15 protein-coding genes are annotated in these 19318 nt (G+C 70.8%); 11 read left to right on the top strand and 4 right to left on the bottom strand.

Annotated features, from left to right (window positions below):
• The first annotated feature begins 14 nt into the window (after positions 1–14).
• The 4 genes from G4D85_RS50205 to G4D85_RS07490 all read left to right on the top strand — a co-directional run bounded on the left by G4D85_RS50205 (position 15) and on the right by G4D85_RS07490 (position 4448).
• Entirely contained in the window at positions 15–2240 is a 2226-nt protein-coding gene (locus G4D85_RS50205; RefSeq protein WP_275900272.1) for a S41 family peptidase, read from the top strand.
• Positions 2241–2375: 135 nt separating this feature from the next.
• Positions 2376–2981: a CAP domain-containing protein gene (locus tag G4D85_RS07500; RefSeq protein ID WP_164009492.1), complete on the top strand. Its 606-nt coding sequence runs from the start codon at positions 2376–2378 to the stop codon at positions 2979–2981.
• A gap of 20 nt (positions 2982–3001) precedes the next feature.
• Positions 3002–3544 carry a DUF350 domain-containing protein gene (locus G4D85_RS07495; protein WP_164009490.1) on the top strand — a complete coding sequence of 181 codons (543 nt, stop codon included), beginning with the start codon at positions 3002–3004 and terminating at the stop codon, positions 3542–3544.
• A gap of 19 nt (positions 3545–3563) precedes the next feature.
• A complete protein-coding gene (locus G4D85_RS07490; protein WP_164009488.1) occupies positions 3564–4448 on the top strand; it encodes a transglutaminase-like domain-containing protein in 885 nt (294 codons plus the stop codon).
• Between the two features lie 12 nt (positions 4449–4460).
• Here G4D85_RS07490 and G4D85_RS07485 read toward each other — a convergent pair whose 3' ends face one another.
• Both G4D85_RS07485 and G4D85_RS07480 read right to left on the bottom strand, forming a co-directional pair.
• On the bottom strand, positions 4461–5231 hold the full coding sequence (locus G4D85_RS07485) for a tRNA(His) guanylyltransferase Thg1 family protein (RefSeq protein ID WP_164009486.1): 771 nt from the start codon (positions 5229–5231) through the stop codon (positions 4461–4463).
• Positions 5218–5691, bottom strand: a complete 474-nt coding sequence (locus G4D85_RS07480) for an ATP-binding protein (RefSeq protein ID WP_164009484.1) — start codon at positions 5689–5691, stop codon at positions 5218–5220. The genes G4D85_RS07485 and G4D85_RS07480 overlap by 14 nt, the downstream gene beginning before the upstream one ends.
• Before the next feature lie 307 nt (positions 5692–5998).
• Between G4D85_RS07480 and G4D85_RS07475 the strand changes: the two genes are divergently transcribed.
• The 6 genes from G4D85_RS07475 to G4D85_RS07450 all read left to right on the top strand — a co-directional run bounded on the left by G4D85_RS07475 (position 5999) and on the right by G4D85_RS07450 (position 16557).
• Positions 5999–8323 (top strand): S8 family serine peptidase, encoded by a 2325-nt coding sequence (locus G4D85_RS07475; protein WP_164009482.1) that lies wholly within the window; start codon positions 5999–6001, stop codon positions 8321–8323.
• A gap of 152 nt (positions 8324–8475) precedes the next feature.
• A complete protein-coding gene (locus tag G4D85_RS07470) occupies positions 8476–10395 on the top strand; it encodes an AAA domain-containing protein (RefSeq protein ID WP_164010511.1) in 1920 nt (639 codons plus the stop codon).
• A gap of 214 nt (positions 10396–10609) precedes the next feature.
• Entirely contained in the window at positions 10610–10789 is a 180-nt protein-coding gene (locus G4D85_RS07465; RefSeq protein WP_164009480.1) for a hypothetical protein, read from the top strand.
• A gap of 89 nt (positions 10790–10878) precedes the next feature.
• The gene (locus G4D85_RS07460) at positions 10879–11739 is read left to right on the top strand and encodes an alpha/beta fold hydrolase (RefSeq protein ID WP_164009478.1); all 861 of its coding nucleotides are present in this window, start codon (positions 10879–10881) and stop codon (positions 11737–11739) included.
• A 207-nt stretch (positions 11740–11946) separates the two neighbouring features.
• Positions 11947–14952, top strand: a complete 3006-nt coding sequence (locus tag G4D85_RS07455; protein ID WP_164009476.1) for a choice-of-anchor D domain-containing protein — start codon at positions 11947–11949, stop codon at positions 14950–14952.
• Between the two features lie 105 nt (positions 14953–15057).
• Positions 15058–16557 carry a serine/threonine protein kinase gene (locus G4D85_RS07450; RefSeq protein ID WP_240359133.1) on the top strand — a complete coding sequence of 500 codons (1500 nt, stop codon included), beginning with the start codon at positions 15058–15060 and terminating at the stop codon, positions 16555–16557.
• A 4-nt stretch (positions 16558–16561) separates the two neighbouring features.
• On the opposite strand, the gene G4D85_RS07445 is transcribed toward G4D85_RS07450, so the two are convergent.
• Positions 16562–16924, bottom strand: a complete 363-nt coding sequence (locus G4D85_RS07445) for a GFA family protein (protein ID WP_164009474.1) — start codon at positions 16922–16924, stop codon at positions 16562–16564.
• A gap of 124 nt (positions 16925–17048) precedes the next feature.
• Here G4D85_RS07445 and G4D85_RS07440 point away from each other — a divergent pair, with 124 nt between their 5' ends.
• Entirely contained in the window at positions 17049–18311 is a 1263-nt protein-coding gene (locus G4D85_RS07440) for a COG3014 family protein (protein ID WP_164009472.1), read from the top strand.
• A 10-nt stretch (positions 18312–18321) separates the two neighbouring features.
• Here the strand turns inward: G4D85_RS07440 and G4D85_RS07435 are convergent, their stop codons facing one another.
• On the bottom strand, positions 18322–18786 hold the full coding sequence (locus tag G4D85_RS07435; protein ID WP_164009470.1) for a hypothetical protein: 465 nt from the start codon (positions 18784–18786) through the stop codon (positions 18322–18324).
• Positions 18787–19318 lie beyond the last annotated feature (532 nt).

Below are 19318 nucleotides of genomic sequence, written 5' to 3'. Positions count from 1 at the left end.
AGCGTTCACTGGTCATGAGCCCGAATCCACAGACGCGCTTCCACGGGAGGGGCCGGCGCGCTCCCACCCTGAGTTGGCTGCTGCTGGCGGCCTGCATCCTCCAGACGGCCTGCTCGGACGAGAAGCCCCCCGGACCTCCGCCCGTCGAAGTCCCCGCGCCGCAGGCCATCGACTGGTGCCCGTACGTGGCGGCCGGCCCTCCAGGCACCGCGCCCGGCGCGCTGGCGATGTCCTCGGCCCACGCCCTGGTGCGCTTCTTCAGCCCGGGCAGCCACTACGTGGCGCTGGATGCCGCCCTGGTCCGCGCGCTGGAAGGGCCGACCGTGGACTGGGATGCCGCGGCGCGCGTCTATGCGGAGGCCCTCGAAAGCGTGTGCGCGCTGGAAACCGTGGCCGAGGCGCCGCTGCCCGCCGTGAGCGTGGAAGACCTGGGCGGCATCGCCGTCATCCACCCGGGCACCGGTGACGTGACACTGCCGGCGGGCGCCCGGGCCGTGGCCATCGACCTGAGAGTGCTTCCCGCCGCCCCCGGGCTGGAGGAGGCCCTGGGGCGTGCCATCTCCGCCGCGAGCACCGGGGCCGTGGCGCGGGTGAACTACCGCGTCCGCGTCCACAAGGGGCTGATGGACGAGGTCCGCGAGGAGAGCGCCTATTCGAACACCACCACGAGCCAGTCCTCCCCGCCGTACACGGCGTCGGGAGCGGCGGAGCTGCCCGTCGCGCTGCTGACCAGCCCCACCCTGGCACCGGCGGCGGCGCGCTTCGCGGTGGACCTGCGCGCGGCGGGTCGCGCCTGGCTGTTCGGCGAGCCCGTGGCCACCGCGGTGGCGGAGTCCCGCTGGGTGCCCATCGGCGCGAGGGGGCTCGCCATCCGCGTCTTGCAGCTCGAGGACTCCGCAGGCCCACTCCCGGACCTGCTGCCCGCGGACCGGGCGCTGCAAGGGGCGCTGGCCGACAGCCTGCGCGAGCTTCCGACGCTGGGAGCGCCGACCTCGCTGGACCGGAGCGTGCCCGCCGCCCGCGCGAAGATGGAGCGGCGGAGGCCCCAGGAGGAGTCCCGTCCCACGGTGGGAGAGTCGCCCGGCATCGCCCGCGCGAGCCTCGTCATCGCCCACGGCGCCATGCGGCGGTTCTTCCCGTACTTCCCCGTCGTTGGCGACGGCATCGACGCGAGGTTGGAGGAGACTCTCGCCGCCGTGGACGCAGCGCCCGTGAGCCGGGAGCGCCTCATCCAGCACATGCGGCGCTTCGGCGCAGTCCTCCAGGACGGGCACAACTTCGTCTTCGCAGCGAACCCGCCCACCATCGGCTACCTCCCCGCGCTCTTCACGGAGGTCCAGGGTGAGGCGGTGGTCCGCCGCTCAATGGAGCCGGGGATGCGACCGGGCGACACCCTCGTGCGCATCGGCCCCCGTTCCGCGGCCGACTGGTATGCCGAGGAGCTGGCCCGCACCTCCGCCGCCACCCCGGGCTACCGCTTCGACCTGGCCACGCGGCGGCTGCGCGAGATGACCGGTCCGCTCGCGCTCGGGCTCCGGGCGCTGGATGGCAGCGAGCGCACGGTGGAGGTGCAGCCCCAGCCCTCCAGTTCGCTGACAGGGCTCGGCTCCCTGGGCCCGGAGCGCCCGGCGGGGTGGCTCGACGACCTGGGGGCGCCGTCCCTCTACTACCTCAACCTGGACACCGCGGTGCTCGACCGCATGGAGGACTTCCGCCAGAGCATGACGGAGGCCACGAAGGCCCGGGGCCTGGTGGTGGACATGCGCGGCTACCCTGGCGGCATCAACCACTACCTCGTCGCCGCGCACCTCATCCAGCAGCCGTTCGTCTCTCCCCTCTTCCGCTACACGCGGTGGACGGGCCCGGACCAGCGGAGCACCGAGGACGAGAACCTCAACTTCGAGCCCGTGACGGCGTCGGCCTTCACCGGCCCCATCGTCCTGTTGGTGGGGCCTCACTCGGTGTCGGCGGCGGAGAACTTCGCCATCATGCTGGTCGCCACGAAGCGGGTCCGCGTGGTGGGCCAGCGCAGCGCTGGCACCAACGGAAACATCACCACCCTGCTCCTTCCCGGCTTCATCCAGTTCCTGTTCACCGGCATGGAGGTCCTCCATCCGGACGGCTCCACCTTCCACGGCGTGGGCATCGTCCCGGATGTGGAGGCGGCGCCCACGGCGGAGGACATCGCCACGGGCAGGGACCCGGAGCTGCTCAAGGCTATTGAATTGCTGCTGCAATAGGATGGGCTGACGGAACCGCCCGGGCGGCCGGGCCCCAGGCAGGCTCTCCCTGGACACCCCGGGGCGAGCGGGCAGGATGTGCTCCCGGCCGGCTCCCCGAGGCGGCCGGGTCCACCCCTGACGAAAGGAACCGACATGGTCTCCCGCTCCCTTCCGCTGTTCCTCCTTGGTGCCGCCGTCCTCGCCGGCTGTGGAGGCCCGGAGGCTCCCGTCACCGAGACGGGCGAGGGCGCCCTCGTCCCCGCCGTCGAGACGTCCGAGGCGTCCAACGCGGTCTCCGCCTTCGCGTACTGCGACGACGTGGCGACGTGGACCCCGGCCTGGGCCAACCTGGAGGCCCAGGTGCTCACGCTGGTCAACCAGCGCCGGGCCGCGGGAGCCACCTGTGGCGGCGTGGCGAAGCCGGCGGCGCCCGCGCTCACGCTCGACACGCGGCTGCGCTGCGCTGCGCGCAAGCACTCGCGCGACATGGGGACGAACAACTTCATGAGCCACACCGGCTCGGACGGCACCACGCCGTGGCAGCGGATGACGTCGGCTGGCTACACGTACCGCAACGCCGCGGAGAACGTCGCCGCCGGGTACTCCACCGCCGCCGCCGTGGTGAACGGGTGGATGGCCAGCACCGGACACTGCAACAACATCATGAACCCCGTCCTGGTCCACCTCGGCGTCGGCTACTTCAACGCACCTGGCAGCACCTACAAGCACTACTGGACGCAGGACTTCGGCAGGCCCTGAGAGATATAGAGGACGCGGTCATGGACCTCGTCCTCCTCCTCGTCGGCCTCATGAAGGTGCTGTTCGGCGGCCTCGTCGCCGCGCTCGGAATCTGGCTGGGGCTGCGCGGCCTCAGCCGCATCCTGGGCACCAACCCGGTGGAGGAGCTGCGCCAGGGCAACACGGCGGCGGGCATCGTCCATGCCGCCAGCCTCCTGGCGCTCGGGCTGCTGGTGCAGCACGCGGTGCAGGCCACGTCGGACGCGGTGGACCTCACCGTGCGCACCCCGCCCTTCCAGCCGCTGATGGTGGGCAAGCTGCTCGCCGTCGCGGTGCTGCACGTGGGGCTGTCGCTGGGAGTGGGCGTGGCGGTGCTGGCGCTCGGCGTCCTGCTGTTCGACCGCATGACGCCCGGCATCGACGAGCTGGCCGAGGTGCGCAAGGGCAACCTCGCCGCGGCGCTCATCCTCTCCGCAATCCTCCTGGTGCTCGCGCTGCTGACGGCGCCGGGGCTCCAGGCGGCGCTCAACGGCCTCATCCCCTTCCCGCAGCTTCCCGAGGGGATACTGCGGGAGCCCGCGTGACGTGACGGAGGGCGCGCCCATGGCCTCCGGCTCCAGTCCCTGGAAGACGCTCTTCAAGCTGCTGCTCGTGGGCATCGGCGTCGCGAGCTGCTTCTGCTGCTGCGGGCTGGGCATGGTGGGGCGGCTGGCGGAGCTGGACGTGAGCGCGCCGCTGCCGGGCTTCCCGAGCAGCGTGCGAATCGTGGACATGGGCGCCGTGCTGCTCCCGCCCGGCACGTCGCCGCAGGGCGCGCGCAACTATGAGTGGAAGGCGGAGGGCCTCAGCCCCCCGCAGCACTACATCTCCTATGGGCTGGGCGCGGAGCTGACCGAGGAGCTGGAGGAGGAGCACACCGCCTTCGGCCGGCGGCTGCGCTACCGCTCGCTGGGCAACGAGCGCTTCACCTACAACGCGCCGGCCGGGTGCACGGCGGACATGCGCTGTATCTACGAGGAGCTGATGCGCACCAACGCGGAGCCCGTCCACGAGCTGGGGGAGCGCTTCGTCGCGTCCATCCGCGAGCGCGGGCTGGACGCCTCGCAGGCCGCGCAGCTCATCGTCGGCTTCGTGCAGCGCATCCGCTACGAGCTGCCCCGGGACGCGCCCTTCGGCATCATCCCCCCGGCGCTGGTGCCCGCGCAGGACCGCGGCGACTGCGACTCCAAGGCGGTGCTGGCGGTGATGCTGCTGCGGCAGGCAGGCATCGACGCGGTGCTGCTCTACTCGGACCCGCTGGCGCACGCGGCGGTGGGCGTGGGGCTCCCGGGAGGCACCGGCACCCGCCTGCGGCACGGCGGGCGCAGCTACCAGTACGCGGAAGTCACCGCCGAGGGCTGGCCGCTGGGGATGATTCCTCCCCAGTACGACAAGCCCCGGCTGTGGAAGGTGCTGACGCTGGCCGGCCGGGTTGACACGGCCGGCTGAGGCCGGCGCCCACTACGCCGCGGGCGGCGGCTCGGACGTGGCGAGCACGCCGCGCAGGAAGTCCTCGTACGCCTCCTTCATCGGAAGCTCCGAGTCCACCTTGAGCCGCCGACGCGAGGCCTGGGTGCGCTGGCCGTTGCGCGGGTCCACGCCCTCCTTCTGGTAGTGCTCCCAGAAGATGGCGGAGCCCCGGCGCTGCCAGAGCGGCACCTCGTTGAAGTTGACGCCGCGCTGGAAGAGCAGCTCGTTCTTGAAGCCCACGTTGCGGCCGTCCAGCTCGCGCGTGGCCTGAGAGGCGCTCCGGCCCTCCTTGCGCAGCGTCCAATAGCACCAGCCATGCAGTGCGCACCGGCTGCCGTCCGACTGGCGCCACTGGAAGTAGTCCAGCACCGCGCGCTCGTTGGTGCCCAGCCACGCCCGGCCGTCGAACGTGGCCGGCACGCCCGCCGCGTGCGTGAAGGTGGCGCTCGCGAGGCCCGCGGCCAGGGACACCACCTTCTCCATGGAGCGGTCGAACAGCGACCAGTCCGGCCGGAAGAGGACGGAGATTTCGTCGCTCTGCGTGTACGCGTACACGCCCTGGAGGTCCTCCAGCAGCGCGCTGGCGGTGCGCACCATGAGCTGGTGGAAGGCGGGGTCGAAGGGCTTCTCGAAGCGCGCCTCGGTGAAGCGCGAGAAGCCCCGGCCGTCCACGCGCAGCACCGTCCACGCCCCCGGCAGCAGGCGCAAGCCGTGGAACACCTCACCCTGTCTCATGCGGGTGGCCAGCTCATCCGGTTCCATCGGACTCCTCCTTCCATTCCTCGACGCGGAAGCCGCCTTCCGCGTTCAACGTCACGTGGTACAGCGAATCGAAGCCCTCGGCGCGACCCGGCCGCCGGAGCTGCTTCACGGTGGCGAACAGCGCCACCTCCGGAACCCGGGCCCGCCCCTGCCGCTGAGCGTTGCGCTCCAGGCACTGCTTCAGGTCCGACGCGAAGTAGAAGCCGACGACACGCGCGCCGTGCTCGTGGCCCAGGGCGACGAGCGGTGCGCGCACCTCGGGCGACGGGTTGGTGTTGTCCACCACCACCGAGCGTCCCGCAGCGAGCGCCTCGGAGATGTACCGCCGCTGGCGCACGTCCTTCCGGCGCGCGTGGGGCCACAGGTCCTTGCTCACCAGCGCGTGCGTCTCCGCGAAGCGCAGCCGATAGAAGCTGCTCTTCCCGGAGCCCTGCAGGCCGATGAACAGGACCAGTTCCATGGCGGAGCTTCTCCGGACGCCAGGCCGTTCCGGCGTCTGACGCACTCCCCTTCAGTGACACCGGCCATGGAGGATGTCACCTGGGCGTGGGCCCCGGACTCCAGACGCCACGAAGAGGAGGCGGGCAACCTGGCGCGTCACCTCCCCGAAACGGCGAAGGCCACTCGACGACAGTCTCGCCGCGCGGGGCCACACCCTACGTCCCAGGCGAATTGACTCTCCGCGACTAGCTGGTTTATCAAGTTCATCTCGTTTTCCTTGTTTGTAGAGCTGTCGTGAACCCGCCTGCTGCACAGGAGATACCGAGATGAAACTTCCCTTCTCGTCGTATGCAGACCGCTGGCGCCCGCTCTCCGTCCTGGCCCTGGGCTGGGGCCTGGTCGTCCCGCTGCCGGTGCTCGCGGCGCAGCAACCGGATGCGCGTCCGGGCGTGACGCGCGCTCCGGCGGCGCTCGCGCCGGCCCGCCTCGTCGAGGGTGACGAGGCGGCGAAGGCCCGTCTCATCCCGGGCTTCGAGGGAGAGCGCGGAGGCCGCTTCGCGCTGGCCACCGGGGCCGGGCTCGTGTTCCACCGCACGGACGCGGCCGTGCGTGCGCTGCGCACGCTCGACGTGCCCGACACGGCGGTGCAGCTCCACACGTGGGAGGAGGAGGGCGCGGACGGCGTGCGCCAGGACTTCTTCGCCTACAGCCGGGGCGGCGCGGAGCTGCTGGGCCGCGTGCAGGCCACCAGCTACGTCATCCGCCTGGAGCAGTCCCAGTTCGACCCCGTCCGTGGCGCCAGGCCGCTGGTGACGGGCCTGCTCTCCGCGGACCCGGACAACACGCTGCAGCTGGTGCAGTTCCAGGGGACGCCGCTGCCGGAGTTCCGCTCGGCCATCGAGGCCGCTGGCGGCAAGGTGCTGCGCTTCCTGTCGGACCACGCGTTCCTGGTGGAGATGGACCCGAGCGTCCAGAAGCGCGTGGCGGAGCTGCCCTACGTGCGCTGGGTAGGCCCCTACCACCCGGAGTATCGCGTGGAGGCGCCGCTGCGTGAGGCGATGCTGGGCCGCACCGCGCGCCTGGTGCCGCAGCGCTACTCCATCATGGTCGGCGAGCACGGAGCCGCGCGGCAGGGCGAGGTGGCAGAGTTGGTGCGCAAGCTGGGCGGCACGGTGGACCTGGTGGAGCCGGGTGGCTGGCGCGTGGAGGCCACGCTCACCCAGCCCCAGTTGGAGCGGCTGGTGCGCTCCAACGCGGTGCAGTTCGTCGACCGCTGGGGTGGCCCCGGCGAGGTGGACATGAACAACGTGCGCGCCGTCGGCGGCGCCGCCGCGCTCGAGACGCTGCGCGGCTGGACGGGCCAGGGCGTGCGCGGCGAAATCTTCGACACCGAGCTGCGCACCACGCACCAGGAGTGGGCCAACGCGCCCATCATCCACAGCACGTCCAGCGCGGGCAGCGCCCACGGCACCTCGTGCTACAGCATCAACTTCGCACGGGGCGTGGACGCCAATGCAAGGGGCCTGCTGCCCTCCGGGCAGGGCATCTTCTTCCTCTACAGCCAGTCCACGCAGTTCGGCGGCACCAAGTCCCGCTACGACATCAACAAGGAGCTCATCGACCCGGCCGGCCCCTACCGCGCCGTGTTCCAGACGTCGAGCGTGGGCAGCACGCTGGGCACCACGTACACCACCATCTCCGCCGAGGTGGACGACTACCTGCTGAAGCACCCCATCCTCAGCACGCAGTCGCAGAGCAACAACGGCACCCGGAACTCGCGCCCGCAGGCGTGGGCGAAGAACATCGTCTCCGTGGGCGGGCTGTACCACTACGACAACACCAGCCGCACGGATGACAAGTGGGGCGGCGGCGCCAGCATCGGCCCGGCGGCGGACGGCCGCATCAAGCCGGACCTCGCGTACTTCTATGACGCGGTCCGCTCGGCGAACAACACGAGCAACACGTCGTACTACAACTTCAGCGGCACCAGCGCGGCCACGCCCCAGACGGCGGGCCACTTCGGGCTGCTGTTCCAGATGTGGCACAACGGCGTGTGGACCGGCTTCGGCGGCAAGGCGGACGTCTTCACCAGCCGCCCGCAGATGGCCACGGCGAAGGCGCTGATGATCAACATGGCGTACCGCTACAACTGGCCGGCAGGCGGCGCCAACGGCGACCTGGACCGCAACAAGCAGGGCTGGGGCACGGCGGACGTGAAGCGCCTCTATGACCGCGCCGCGGTGACGAGCATCGTCGACGAGACGGACGTCCTCCTCCCGCTGGCGAAGAAGCTCTACAACGTCAGCGTGGCCACCGGGCAGACGGAGCTGAACGTCACCATGGTCTACAACGACCCCGCCGGCACGGTGGGCGCGGCCCGCGCGCGCATCAATGACTTGTCGCTGCGCGTGACGTCGCCCACGGGCGTCATCTACTGGGGCAACAACGGCCTGACGGCGGGCAACACGTCCACGTCGGGTGGCGTCTCCAACAAGCTGGACACGGTGGAGAACGTCTTCCTCGCGAACCCGGCGGCCGGCACGTGGAAGGTGGAGGTGCTCGCCGATGAGCTCGTCCAGGACGCGCGCCTGGAGACGCCCGCCATCGACGCCGACTACGGCCTGGTGGTGAGCGGCGGTAGGTTCCTCTAACCGTCGAGCCGTATACGGCACGGGCCGGTGCTCCTCCTGGGAGCACCGGCGCGGCCATGCGCAGGGGCCTTCGGGACGCTCCGCCGCACGCTCGGCGACACGGCGCGCGGGAGACGCTGGCCGTCTTCCGGCCCCGGTGGCATGACGTGCCCATGGCCCGTGACGTCTCCTTCTTCGACCAGCTCGGCTCGCTCCTCGCCCGGGAGCGCGAGGCCGAGAAAGCCCGCCTGGCCGCCCTCGCCGAGAGCCTCTCGCTGCAGGAGCGCGAGGAGCATGGCCTCTCCGTCCTGGACCTCGAGTCCATCGAGGAGGAGGTGGGCCTCGGGGGCCGCTTCCTGCTCACCCTGGCCCGCGCCGACCGCCGGCCCCTGCCCACGCGCCTGCACAACGGGGACCTCGTCGCCGTCCTCCCCCGCCGCTCCGAGGTGAAGGAGCCCGCCCGCGCCCTCATCTCCCGCGCCACCTCCACCCGCATCCAGCTCGCGTTCGACCGCTCGCCCCCGCCCTACGTCCATGAGGGACTCCTGCGCCTGGACGTCGTCCCCAACGACGTCACCTACGACAGGCTCCGCGCCGGCCTCCAGCGCATCAAGGCGATGGACAAGGGCGTCGAGCGCCGCAAGCGCGAGGTGGTGCTGGGCAACGAGCCCCCGCGCTTCGACAAGCCCCGCGAGTTCGAGCCCACCCGCCCCCTCAACCCCGAGCAGCAGGACGCCACCGCCCGCGCGCTGGCCGCCGAGGACTTCTTCCTCGTCCACGGCCCGCCGGGCACCGGCAAGTCCACCGTGCTCGCCGAAGTGGCCGCCCAGGCCGTCGCGAGCGGACAGCGCCTGCTGTGCACCGCCGCCAGCAACGCCGCCGTGGACCACCTGCTGGACCTCTGCCTGGAGAAGGGCCTGCGCGCCATCCGCGTGGGCCACCCCGCCCGCGTCGCCGCGCGCCTCCAGGAGCACACGCTGGACATCGTCGTCGAGGACCACCCGGACCGCGTCGTCTCGAGAGACCTCTTCGAGGAGGCCTACTCCCTGCTCGGCTACGCGCGCCGCCAGCGCACGCAGGGGCGCAGCCGCGAGCGCTTCGCCAACGCCCGCGCCTCCTCCTCCGAGGCCAAGGGCATGCTGGACGAGGCCCGCGCCCTGGAGAAGAAGGCCGTGCGCGCCGTGCTGGCCCGCGCCGACGTCGTCTGCGTCACGCTCGCCAGCCTGGGCTCCAGCGTGCTCGCCAACGAGGAGTTCGACCTGGCCCTGCTGGACGAAGCCACCCAGGCCACCGAGCCGCTCGCCCTGCTCGGCTTCCTGCGCGCGCCGAAGGTCATCCTCGCGGGAGACCCGCAGCAGCTTCCCCCCACCGTCCTCTCGCAGGAGGCCGCGAAGGCCGGCCTCGGGGTGAGCCTCTTCGAGCGCCTGCTCAAGGACCATGGCGAGGGCGTCAAGCGCATGCTGCGCGAGCAGTACCGGATGAACGCGCGCATCATGGACTTCCCCTCGCGCGAGATGTACGCGGGCGAATTGCGCGCCCACCCCTCCGTGGCGGACCGCACGCTGGCGGACGTCCTCACCCCGGCCGCCGAGGTGGATGCCCCGCCCGTCCTCTACCTCGACACCGCCGGCAAGGGCTTCGACGAGGAGGTGGAGCCCACCACCCGCAGCCTCTTCAACGACGGCGAGGCCGGCCTCATCGTCGCCCGCGTGAAGGCCCTGCTCGCCCTGGGCCTGTCACCACGAGAGCTGGCTGTGATTACGCCCTACAGCGCCCAGGCCCACCGGCTCCGCGAGCGCGTGGAGGCGCTCCACCCCGACGTGGAGGTGGACACCGTGGACGCCTTCCAGGGCCGGGAGAAGGACGCCATCCTCGTCTCCCTCACCCGCTCCAACGGCGAGGGGCAGCTCGGCTTCCTCACCGACCTGCGCCGCATGAACGTGGCCCTCACCCGCGCCCGACGCCACCTCTTCGTGGTGGGCGACTCCGCCACCTTGAGCGGCCACCCCTTCTACGCGCGCTTCATCGAGGGCACCCAGGCCACCGGGGACTACCGCTCCGCCTGGGAGTGGCCCGACGCGATGGAGGAGTGAAAAGGCGTCCCCGATAAGGGTCTACTCAGACCCTCCCTGGGGTACTACGCAAGGAGTGCGAGCCCCGCGTGCCAATTTTGTCGCAAGGCTGCACAAATTTTGTCACCCCACCCGTCTGGAGTTGGGGTGCTGTCCTGGAATTCCGGGCACATGGCGAAAAAGCATTGTCCGGCACGGAACATGCTTTCTCCCTCGGGTGGGGAGGAACCGCCAAATGTCTCAAAAGCCCACGGTGACGCAGGAGAACGATGTCTGGGTTCTCCGTATCGAGAAGGACAACGGGAAGCTGCAGGAGTACCGCTGCGCGACGGAGAGCCAGGCGCGGCAGCTCGCGATGGTGCTCGCCAGGCCGGACACGGGTGCACCGCCACGCGCGCCCGCCGAGTCTCGCTGAAGACCCCGCCTCGTCTCCACCGGCCACGCCTGCCGGTGGAGGTTCTCTCGCGGGCCCGTAACGGATAAGGCACGGGGTAGGAGGCTCCCGTGCCCGCATCCTTTGAATCCCTCACCCTCGACGCCCAGGGCCTGCCCCTGCGCGTGCGCCAGCGACATGCGTCGGGCGCGCCGGCCGTCCTGTTCCTCCACGGCTGGCTGGACCACTCCCACAGCTTCGACGCCCTCACCGCGCACCTGCCGGACGACTGGCGCCTGGTGCTGATGGACTTCCGGGGCATGGGCCACAGCGGCCACGTGGGCGGCGGAGGCACCTACCACTTCAGCGACTACGTGCTGGACGTGGAGGCCGTGCGCGCCGGCCTGGGGCTGGACGCGGTGCACCTCGTCGGACACTCGCTGGGCGGCATCGTCTCGCTGGCCTACGCCGCCGCGCGCCCCGCACACGTCAAGAGCGCCTTCCTCATCGAGAGCCTGGGCCCCACCGCCGGAGCGCCCGCCGCGGCGTTGGACCGGCTGCGCGGCTTCCTGGACGACTCGCACCGTCCGCCGAATCGCAAGCCCTACCCCAGCGTGGAGGCCGCCGCCGCGCGTCTGCGGGAGAACAATCCCTCCCTGCCCGAGTCCGCCGCGCTCCACCTGGCCCGCCACGGCACCGAGCCCTTCGAGGGAGGCGTGGCCTTCACCTTCGACCCACGCCACCGCCGCCGCTTCGGCCAGTCCTATGACGAGGCGCAGTGGCTGGCCCTGCAAGGCGGCGTCACCTGCCCCGTGCGGCTGCTGCGCGCCACCGAGGGCCTGGCGCCGGACGAGGCCCTGCTGCGCCGCCGCCTGGACGCGCTGCCCACGCTCGCCGGCCCGCCGCTCATGCTTTCCGGGGGACACCACGTCCACATGGAGCAGCCCGAAGCCGTGGCCCGCGCGGTGATCGACTTCGTCCGCGGACCCTGAACTCCCTCCAAAAAGGTCGGGAAAACTCTTTCACCCTCCAGGGCAAGAGAGTTCCTTCTTGCCACCCTCCGGAGACCTGCCTCCCACAACCTGCTGATTTCACTTGGGCCTCCCCACGTCCGCGCGTTGGTACGCGAATTGATTAGGGAGGGGCGCGGTGGATCAGCGGGCTGGGTCGGGCGTGGGGAGAAGGGTGGGGAGCGGAAGATGAGGATGGGGCTGAGGGGGCGTTTGCTCGCGCTGGCGTTTCTCACCACCACCGGGGTGGCCTGCCACGAGGGGAATGAGACCCGCGCGGTGCAGGCAACGGCGGTGTTGGACGTGGACGTGCTCGACTTCGGCGAGGTGCCGGTGGGCGAGTGGCGGGAGAAGCAGGTACGCATCCGGAACGTTGGCTATGTGCCCTTCTTCGCGCTCGACGCGCTGGGCCTCGTCGGGCACCCCTCCTATGAGGTGGAGCTCGGGGAGGGTGACGGAAGGGTGCTGCCGGGCGAGTCGCACCTGGTGCACGTGCGCTTCCACCCTCTAAAGGAGGGGGTCGCCGAGGAGACGGTGCAGGTGGCGACGGACGCCAACCAGGGCGCGCAGTCGCAGGTGCGCGTCATGGGCCTGGGCACGCCCACGCCCATCAGCGTGTTCCCTCCGCTGCTGGACTACGAGACGCTGGAGGTGGAGAGCGAGCGCACGCTGGAGGTCACCGTCACCAACCCGGTGGACCTGCCGCTGACGCTGGTGGTGCAGGGTGACAGTCCGGACCCCTTCACTCCGGACACCATCACCATTCCGCCCTTCGCCTCGCAGAAGGTGAGCACCCGGTACCTGCCCCGCGCCCTGGGCGCCATGGGCGCGCGCCTCGAGGTCCGCTCGTGCGAGGACTGCACGCCCTCCGTGGTGGACCTGAAGGGCAACTCGGTGGCCAACGCCTTCGCGTTCGACCCGGCGCCGGTGCCGTTCGACCAGATTCCGGTGCACGAGCGCACCGAGTCCTTCACCCGCGCCCGCAACATCACCTGGCGCCCCGTCACCATCTCCAAGCTCGCCACCAGCGACCGCGCCTTCCAGCCGCTGTCCAAGCCGGAGGGCTCCACGGTGCAGCCGGGCGAGACGGTAGAGGTGAAGATGGAGTTCGCCGCCCGCTTCTCCGGCCCCAACGTGGGCGACCTCACCGTGCACTACGCGTCCGACAAGGAGCGGCAGTCGCAGGTGATTCTGGACGCGCGCGGCGGCCGGCCCACGCTGGCGGTGACGCCGGTGTCGCTGGACTTCGGCGAGCTGCCGGTGGGCGGCAAGGTGGAGAAGGTCATCCGCATCACCAACGCGGGCAGCAACGGCGACCTGCGCTTCACGGGCGTGCGCTCCGACGGCGCCAGCGCCCAGTTCAGCGTGGACGTGCCCACGCGCGGCACCCAGCGCTACGCGTGGACTGGCGGCACCTGGCCCACGCTGGACTCGGCCGCCCTGACGATTTCTCCCGGCAACGACGCGCTGGAGCTGAAGGTCTACTTCGAGCCCAAGGCAGAGGGCGTCTGGCAGGCCACGCTCTACGTCCGCTCGGACGACATGTTCAACCCGGAGCGAGCGATTGTCCTCACCGGCCGGGCGCGCGCGAGCGGCCCGTGCGTGTACGAGCTGCTCCCGCAGCCGGCCATGGACTTCGGCAACGTGGTGCCCGGCCGCGGCGCGGTGCTGGGCTTCTACTTCCGCAACCCGGGCCGCGCGGAGTGCGCGGTGAAGGACATCCACATCTCCAATGACGGGGGCGGCGCCTTCTTCATGCCGGGCGGCCGGCTCACCGGCGGCGTCGTGGTCTACGACACGGCCTTCAGCGCCATGGTGGCCTTCCGGCCTCCGGCCGAGGGCACCTTCACGGGCGAGCTGAAGATGACGGTCAACAACCCGGCCTACCCCACGGTGACGCTGCCCCTGAGGGGCGTGTCGCGGGCGAGCTGCCTGGTGGCCACGCCGGCCTACGTGGACTTCGGCCCCATCCGCTATGACTGTGCCGCGGCGCCCCGCAAGACGTACGTGGCCAACCGGTGCAGCGAGCCGATTACCGTGTCCGGCGCGGAGATTGGCAACGGCACCAGCCGCCAGTTCAGCCTGCTGACGCCCATGAATGCGCCGCGCGAGCTGGGGCCGGGCGAGGGCTTCGAGCTGGAGGTGGGCTACGCCCGCAACGTGCACGGCCAGCACTTCAGCCCGCTGTACCTGCGCACCGACACGGAGGCGGACCCCTTCCTCGTCCCGCTGATTGCGGAGACGAACCACGAGGGCATCCAGGTGGACCGCTACACGCAGGGCACCGACAGCCAGCTGGACGTGCTCTTCGTCATCTCCAACACCACCACCATGGCGCAGTACCAGAGCCGCCTGAAGGCGGCGATTCCGGGCTGGCTCCAGACGGCGAAGCAGGCGGGCGTGGACGTGCGCGTGGGCGTCACCAGCACGGGCCTGGTGGCTCGGGGCCCGCAGTGCGGCGGCGGGGCCAACGGCGGTGAGGCCGGTCGCCTCTTCCCGGTGAATGGCGGCAACCCGCGCGTGGTGTCCGGCAACAGCCCCAACGCGGCCCTCGACATCCAGGAGAACCTGGACGTGGGGCTGTGCCACAACCTGGTGCAGGGCCTGGAGACGATGCGCGCGGCGCTGTCCGCCCCGCTGTCCGAGCAGACGGACGACCCGCGCACCGCGCAGACGAACGACGGCAACGCGGGCTTCACCCGCGCGGCGGCCCGCATGGCGGTGGTGGTGCTGGCGGACGAGGACGACAACTCCGGCTTCAGCCCGGACAGCTACATCCAGTTCCTCCAGACGCTGAAGGGCACGGGCATGTCCCACCGCAGCCAGCTCTACGCGCTGGTGCCCTCGGACAACAGCTGCTCCACCGCCGGCAACGAGGCGGACCGCTTCGTCAGCGTGGCGCGCGGCACGGGCGGGCAGGTGGACTCCATCTGCCGCTCGGACTACCGCCCACTGCTGGACTCGGTCATCCAGCGCGCCGGGGCCCTGCAGGCGGACTTCCCGCTCACCGCGGACCCCACCGGCACGGCGGAGATGACGGTGCGGGTCCAGGGCCAGGTCCTGCCCGCCACCCAGTGGACCTATGACGAGGACCGCAACGCCGTCATCTTCAACACGGGCGCGGTGCCCACCCCGGGACAGGCCGTGGAGGTCCGCTACCGCAGCGTGTGCCGGGCCCCGCCGTCCACCCCATGAGGATTGACGGGCTCGGGGGGTTGACAGGGGAGTCCGCGCGTTCCGGGAAATGACGCGCCGCGGGCTTCCTCCCCCGGGCCCGGCGCGGCTATCGTGGCGGCCGTCGTGGAAACCTTCGGCCGCTACGAGCTGCTCCGGAAAATCGCTGTCGGCGGCATGGGCGCCGTCTATCTCGCCCGGCAGAAGGGCCCGGTGGGCTTCCAGAAGTTGCTGGTGCTCAAGCGGCTCCTGCCCCACCTGTCCGAGGACGACGAGTTCATCCAGATGTTCCTCGACGAGGGGCGCATCGCCGCGCACCTCAACCACCCCAACATCGCGCAGATCTACGATTTGGGAGACGTGGACGGGCAGTACTTCATCGCCATGGAGTACGTGCACGGCGAGGCGGTGGGCCCCCTGGGTCAGCGGGCCCATGCGCGCAAGGTGGTCATCCCCCTGGGGCTGAAGTGCCGCATCATCGCGGACGCGGCCGCCGGGCTGGACGGGGCGCACAACGCGCGCAGCCCGTCCGGGCGGAAGCTGGCGCTGATCCACCGGGACGTGTCGCCGCAGAACGTGCTGGTGGGCTTCAACGGCGGCGTCAAGATCATCGACTTCGGGGTGGCCAAGGCGTCCGGGAAGGTGTCCCAGACGATGGTGGGCACCATCAAGGGCAAGCACGCGTACATGTCCCCGGAGCAGGCGCGGGGCGAGCCGTTGGACCACCGCTCGGACGTGTTCGGCCTGGGGACGGTGTTCTACGAATTGCTGACGCTGACGCGCCTGTTCAAGCGGGACTCGGAGTTCGCCACGCTCAAGGCGGTGGTGGGGGCGAAGATTGTCCCGCCGTCCGAGGTGGTGCCGGACGTCCCGAAGGCGCTGGACGCGATTGTGCTCAAGGCGCTGGCGCGCAAGCGCGAGGAGCGCTTCTCCACGGCGGGTGAGCTGCAGCTCGCGCTGGAGGAGTTCCTCATGCAGCAGAAGCTGCACGCCACTCCCGCGCACCTCGCCGCGTTCATGCAGGGCATGTACTCGGAGGAGCTGGAGGAGGAGCGCTTCGCCGCCGAGCCCACCGTCATCCACTACGACCCGAAGCTCGCGGCGCGGCTGGCGGCCAGTGCGCCCGCTGCCGAGCCGAAGCCGGCGCGGCCGGGTGGCGGCTCGACGCCCTCGGCGTCGCCGGTGAAGGGTGGCAGCTCCTCCGCGTCGGCGTCTCCCGTACCTTCCGCGCAGGGCCGGAGTGTTTCCTCCGCGTCGGCGTCACCGGTGCCTTCCGCGCAGGGGCGGACTGTCTCCTCCGCGTCGGCGTCACCGGTGCCCTCCAGGACCGCGTCGGCTTCGCCCGTGCCGGCCTCGCAGGGACGAGGCCCAGGCAGTGGTTCCTCCGCCTCGGCGGCGCCCGCACCGGCCTCGCAGGGCCGGAGCGCAGGGGGCGGTTCCCCTGCATCCGCGTCGCCGGTGCCGGCCTCGCACGCCAAGGCCGCGGGTGCGAGCAAGGCGCCCGCGGCGGCACCCGCGGCAAGGCCCGCGCCGGCAAAGCCCGCCCGGACAGCGGCGGCGGAGGATGCTCCCCCGCCCCGTCGCGTGCCCCCCCGGGGTGGTGGCCACGGCGAGGGCGAGCGGTAGCGCGCTAGCTGGCCCGACCGTTGTACTTCATCACGTTCAGCTGCTCCAGATCGACGTTGTCCAGGCAGCGCACGTTGATGGCGCGCATCTCCTTGCCGTCAGGCCCCGTGCCGCGACCGAACGAGCGCACGCCACACGTGGAGCAGAACAGGTGGTGGATGACCTTCTTGTTGAACTGGTAGTCGGTGAGGCTCTCCTCGCCGGACTTCAGGGCGAACTGGTCCACGGGTACGAACCCCAGGAGGGTCCCCGACTTCTGGCAGATGGAGCAGTTACACGACAGCATGGGCTGGGTGAGGTCCAGCTTCACGGAGTAGCGAACCTTCCCGCAGTGACAGCCGCCTTCGTAGCTCTTGAGCTCGGTCATGCGCGCATCCTGCCGAGGTCATCCGAGGTCTGCATTGGAGAAATGCGTCAGGCGCGGTGCGGCTGACAGGCAGCGGGCACTCGCGACACCGGCTCCGGAGCCTCGAAGTAGCATGAGGAGCGCCATGGCCGCTCCCCGCTCCATCCGCTGTGTCGGACTCCTGCTCGTGTTGGCCCTGGGCGCCTGCACACCGAGTTACGTGCGGCATACCGCCCGGGTGCGAGCGCTCGCCGAGGCGGAGCAATACCCGGAGGCGCTGCGGGAGCTGGACGCCGAGGCCGGTCGCGAGTCCCTGGACAGGCTGCTGGTGGTGGCGGACCAGGGCGCGCTGCTGCACCGGGCCGGAGAGTGGGAGCAGAGCAGCCGGGCCCTGCGCGAAGCGGCGGCGCTGGCGGACGAGCGCGAGACGGTGCGGCTGTCCCAGGAGCTCTTCGGGAGCGCGCCCTGGCGGATGGGGACGCTGGAGCGCCAGGCGCTGCACACGCTGAACGCGCTCAACTTCCTTCAGCTGGGCCGACCGGAGGAAGCTGCGGTGGAGGCGCGGCTCACGGACGCACTGCACCTGCGGCAGCACCTGGAGGCGCAGCACCGGACGGAGCTGGAGCGGAACCTCGCGCTGGTGCCGTTCGACGAGGACTTCCGCGCGTACCTGGAGCGGCTCGCGTTCGGGCTTTACGTGAGCGCGCTGGCGCATGAGCTGGCGGGGAATGAGGCCTCGGCGTTCATCGACTACCTGGAGGCCTGGCGCGTCACCCGCCTGGCGCCACCGGGAGCGCCCTCTCACCTGACGCACCTGCTGCCGAAGCTCGTGGCCGAGGCGCGGCGACTGGAGCGTCCAGAGCTGCCCGAGTTGGAGCGGCTCCACGCCGGGCCGTTGGCGCCCGCCACGCAGGACGAGGGAGAGCTGGTGGTCTTCGTGGAAGCCGGCCGCATCCCCGAGCGCTGTGTGCTGACTCGGGGCGGCACCCAGGTCTGGTCCGTCTGCGCGCGGAGCTGGTCGCATGCGAAGGCCCGTGTCGCGGTGGCCGGACAGGAACAGGTGGCGGAGACCGTCACCTCGCTGGAGAACCTGCTGCTCCGCCGTGGCGCGCTGGGAGCGCTCGCCGACACCGAGCGGGCCCCGTCCGTCGCGGTGAACCTGGGCACGTTGGTGAGCTACCTGCTGATTCCTCCGGTGGGCGCGGCGCTCGTCATCCGCCGGGTGGGTGAGGTGAACAACCGCATGGAGCAGGGCTGGCTCAGCCTCCCGGCCGAGTTCCAGGTGGCGCGGCTGTCGCTACCCAAGGGTCGGCAGGCGGTGCGAATCCGTGCGGGAGCGCGGGAACAGGTGCGCGAGGTGGACATCGCCCCCGGCAGGCCCGCGGTGGTCGTCGTGCAGTTGGACTGAGCGGGCAGAGCTACCGGGCGCGTTGCCCGGCCCGGTGCGCTCCCTCCTGGAACTTCCGCGCGTCCTCGGGGTGGAACCGCTCTAGCAGCTTCATCTCCAGGTCCACCGCTCGCGCCGAAAGGTCGGCGGGATGGGGAGCCGGGTCTCCGTACCGCACGCGGAAGATGTGCAGGTAACCGCGGCCCTCCACCTCCCAACCCCGCATGTGGAGCCCGGAGGACCCCGGTTCATGGGCATCACCCATCCGGGCGGAGACGGAGAAGGTACGCACACCGCCCTCCGTCCCCTCCTCGCCTCCGAGGGCCCCTGTCACCGCCTTCGCCTCCGTCCAGAGGGAGTCCAGGGGAACGTCGTACGAGTAGTCATACAGTTGCTGCTGCAGAAACCCCTCCTCCGCGAGTCCCTGGCGGAGGCCACCGCAGCTGGCGAGGAGGATGACACCCGCGAGGGGCAGGCAACGGACGAAGAGGCGCATGCTCGGGCAGTCAACCTCGTGGCTCCCGACACGACAAGCCCCAGGGAGTGGTGGGCAGGGACAAGCAGCTCCACCATGCCCTCGGCGCGCTGTCCAAGGCGCTTCATGGCTACCGATACTCCGCGGCCGATGTGAACCGCATTTCATGCCCTCGCTACATCGGTGGCCTGGGAAGGCTCTCACCGCATGTATCCCATCATCAACCAGACATAGGTGCCCGCCTTCACCTGTCCGCCGAGCATGACGTCTGCCATTCGCTCAATTGAATACTCATCCGGTCGAAGCAGGCGTGCTCAGGCAGCCAATTTGAGTTTGCAATAAACCTGGGCTTTCATTCCCTGCGCCTCCCAATCACTTGTCACGAGCCCGCTCGAAGTGGAGTACCGACAGTCGCCATGTGCAGGCAGGCATGACGTCCGGCCGGTTGAGCTAGCGGGACAGGTCCACCCAGCCACTCATGCGCCGGGAGGGAAAGCCATGAGTGGCACTCAGGAGCAGACGACTTGAAGATGCAGTACACGAAGGAAGCGCT

Source organism: Pyxidicoccus trucidator, assembly GCF_010894435.1.
GTDB lineage: Bacteria > Myxococcota > Myxococcia > Myxococcales > Myxococcaceae > Myxococcus > Myxococcus trucidator.
This window is presented reverse-complemented; position numbering and strand designations above follow the sequence as displayed.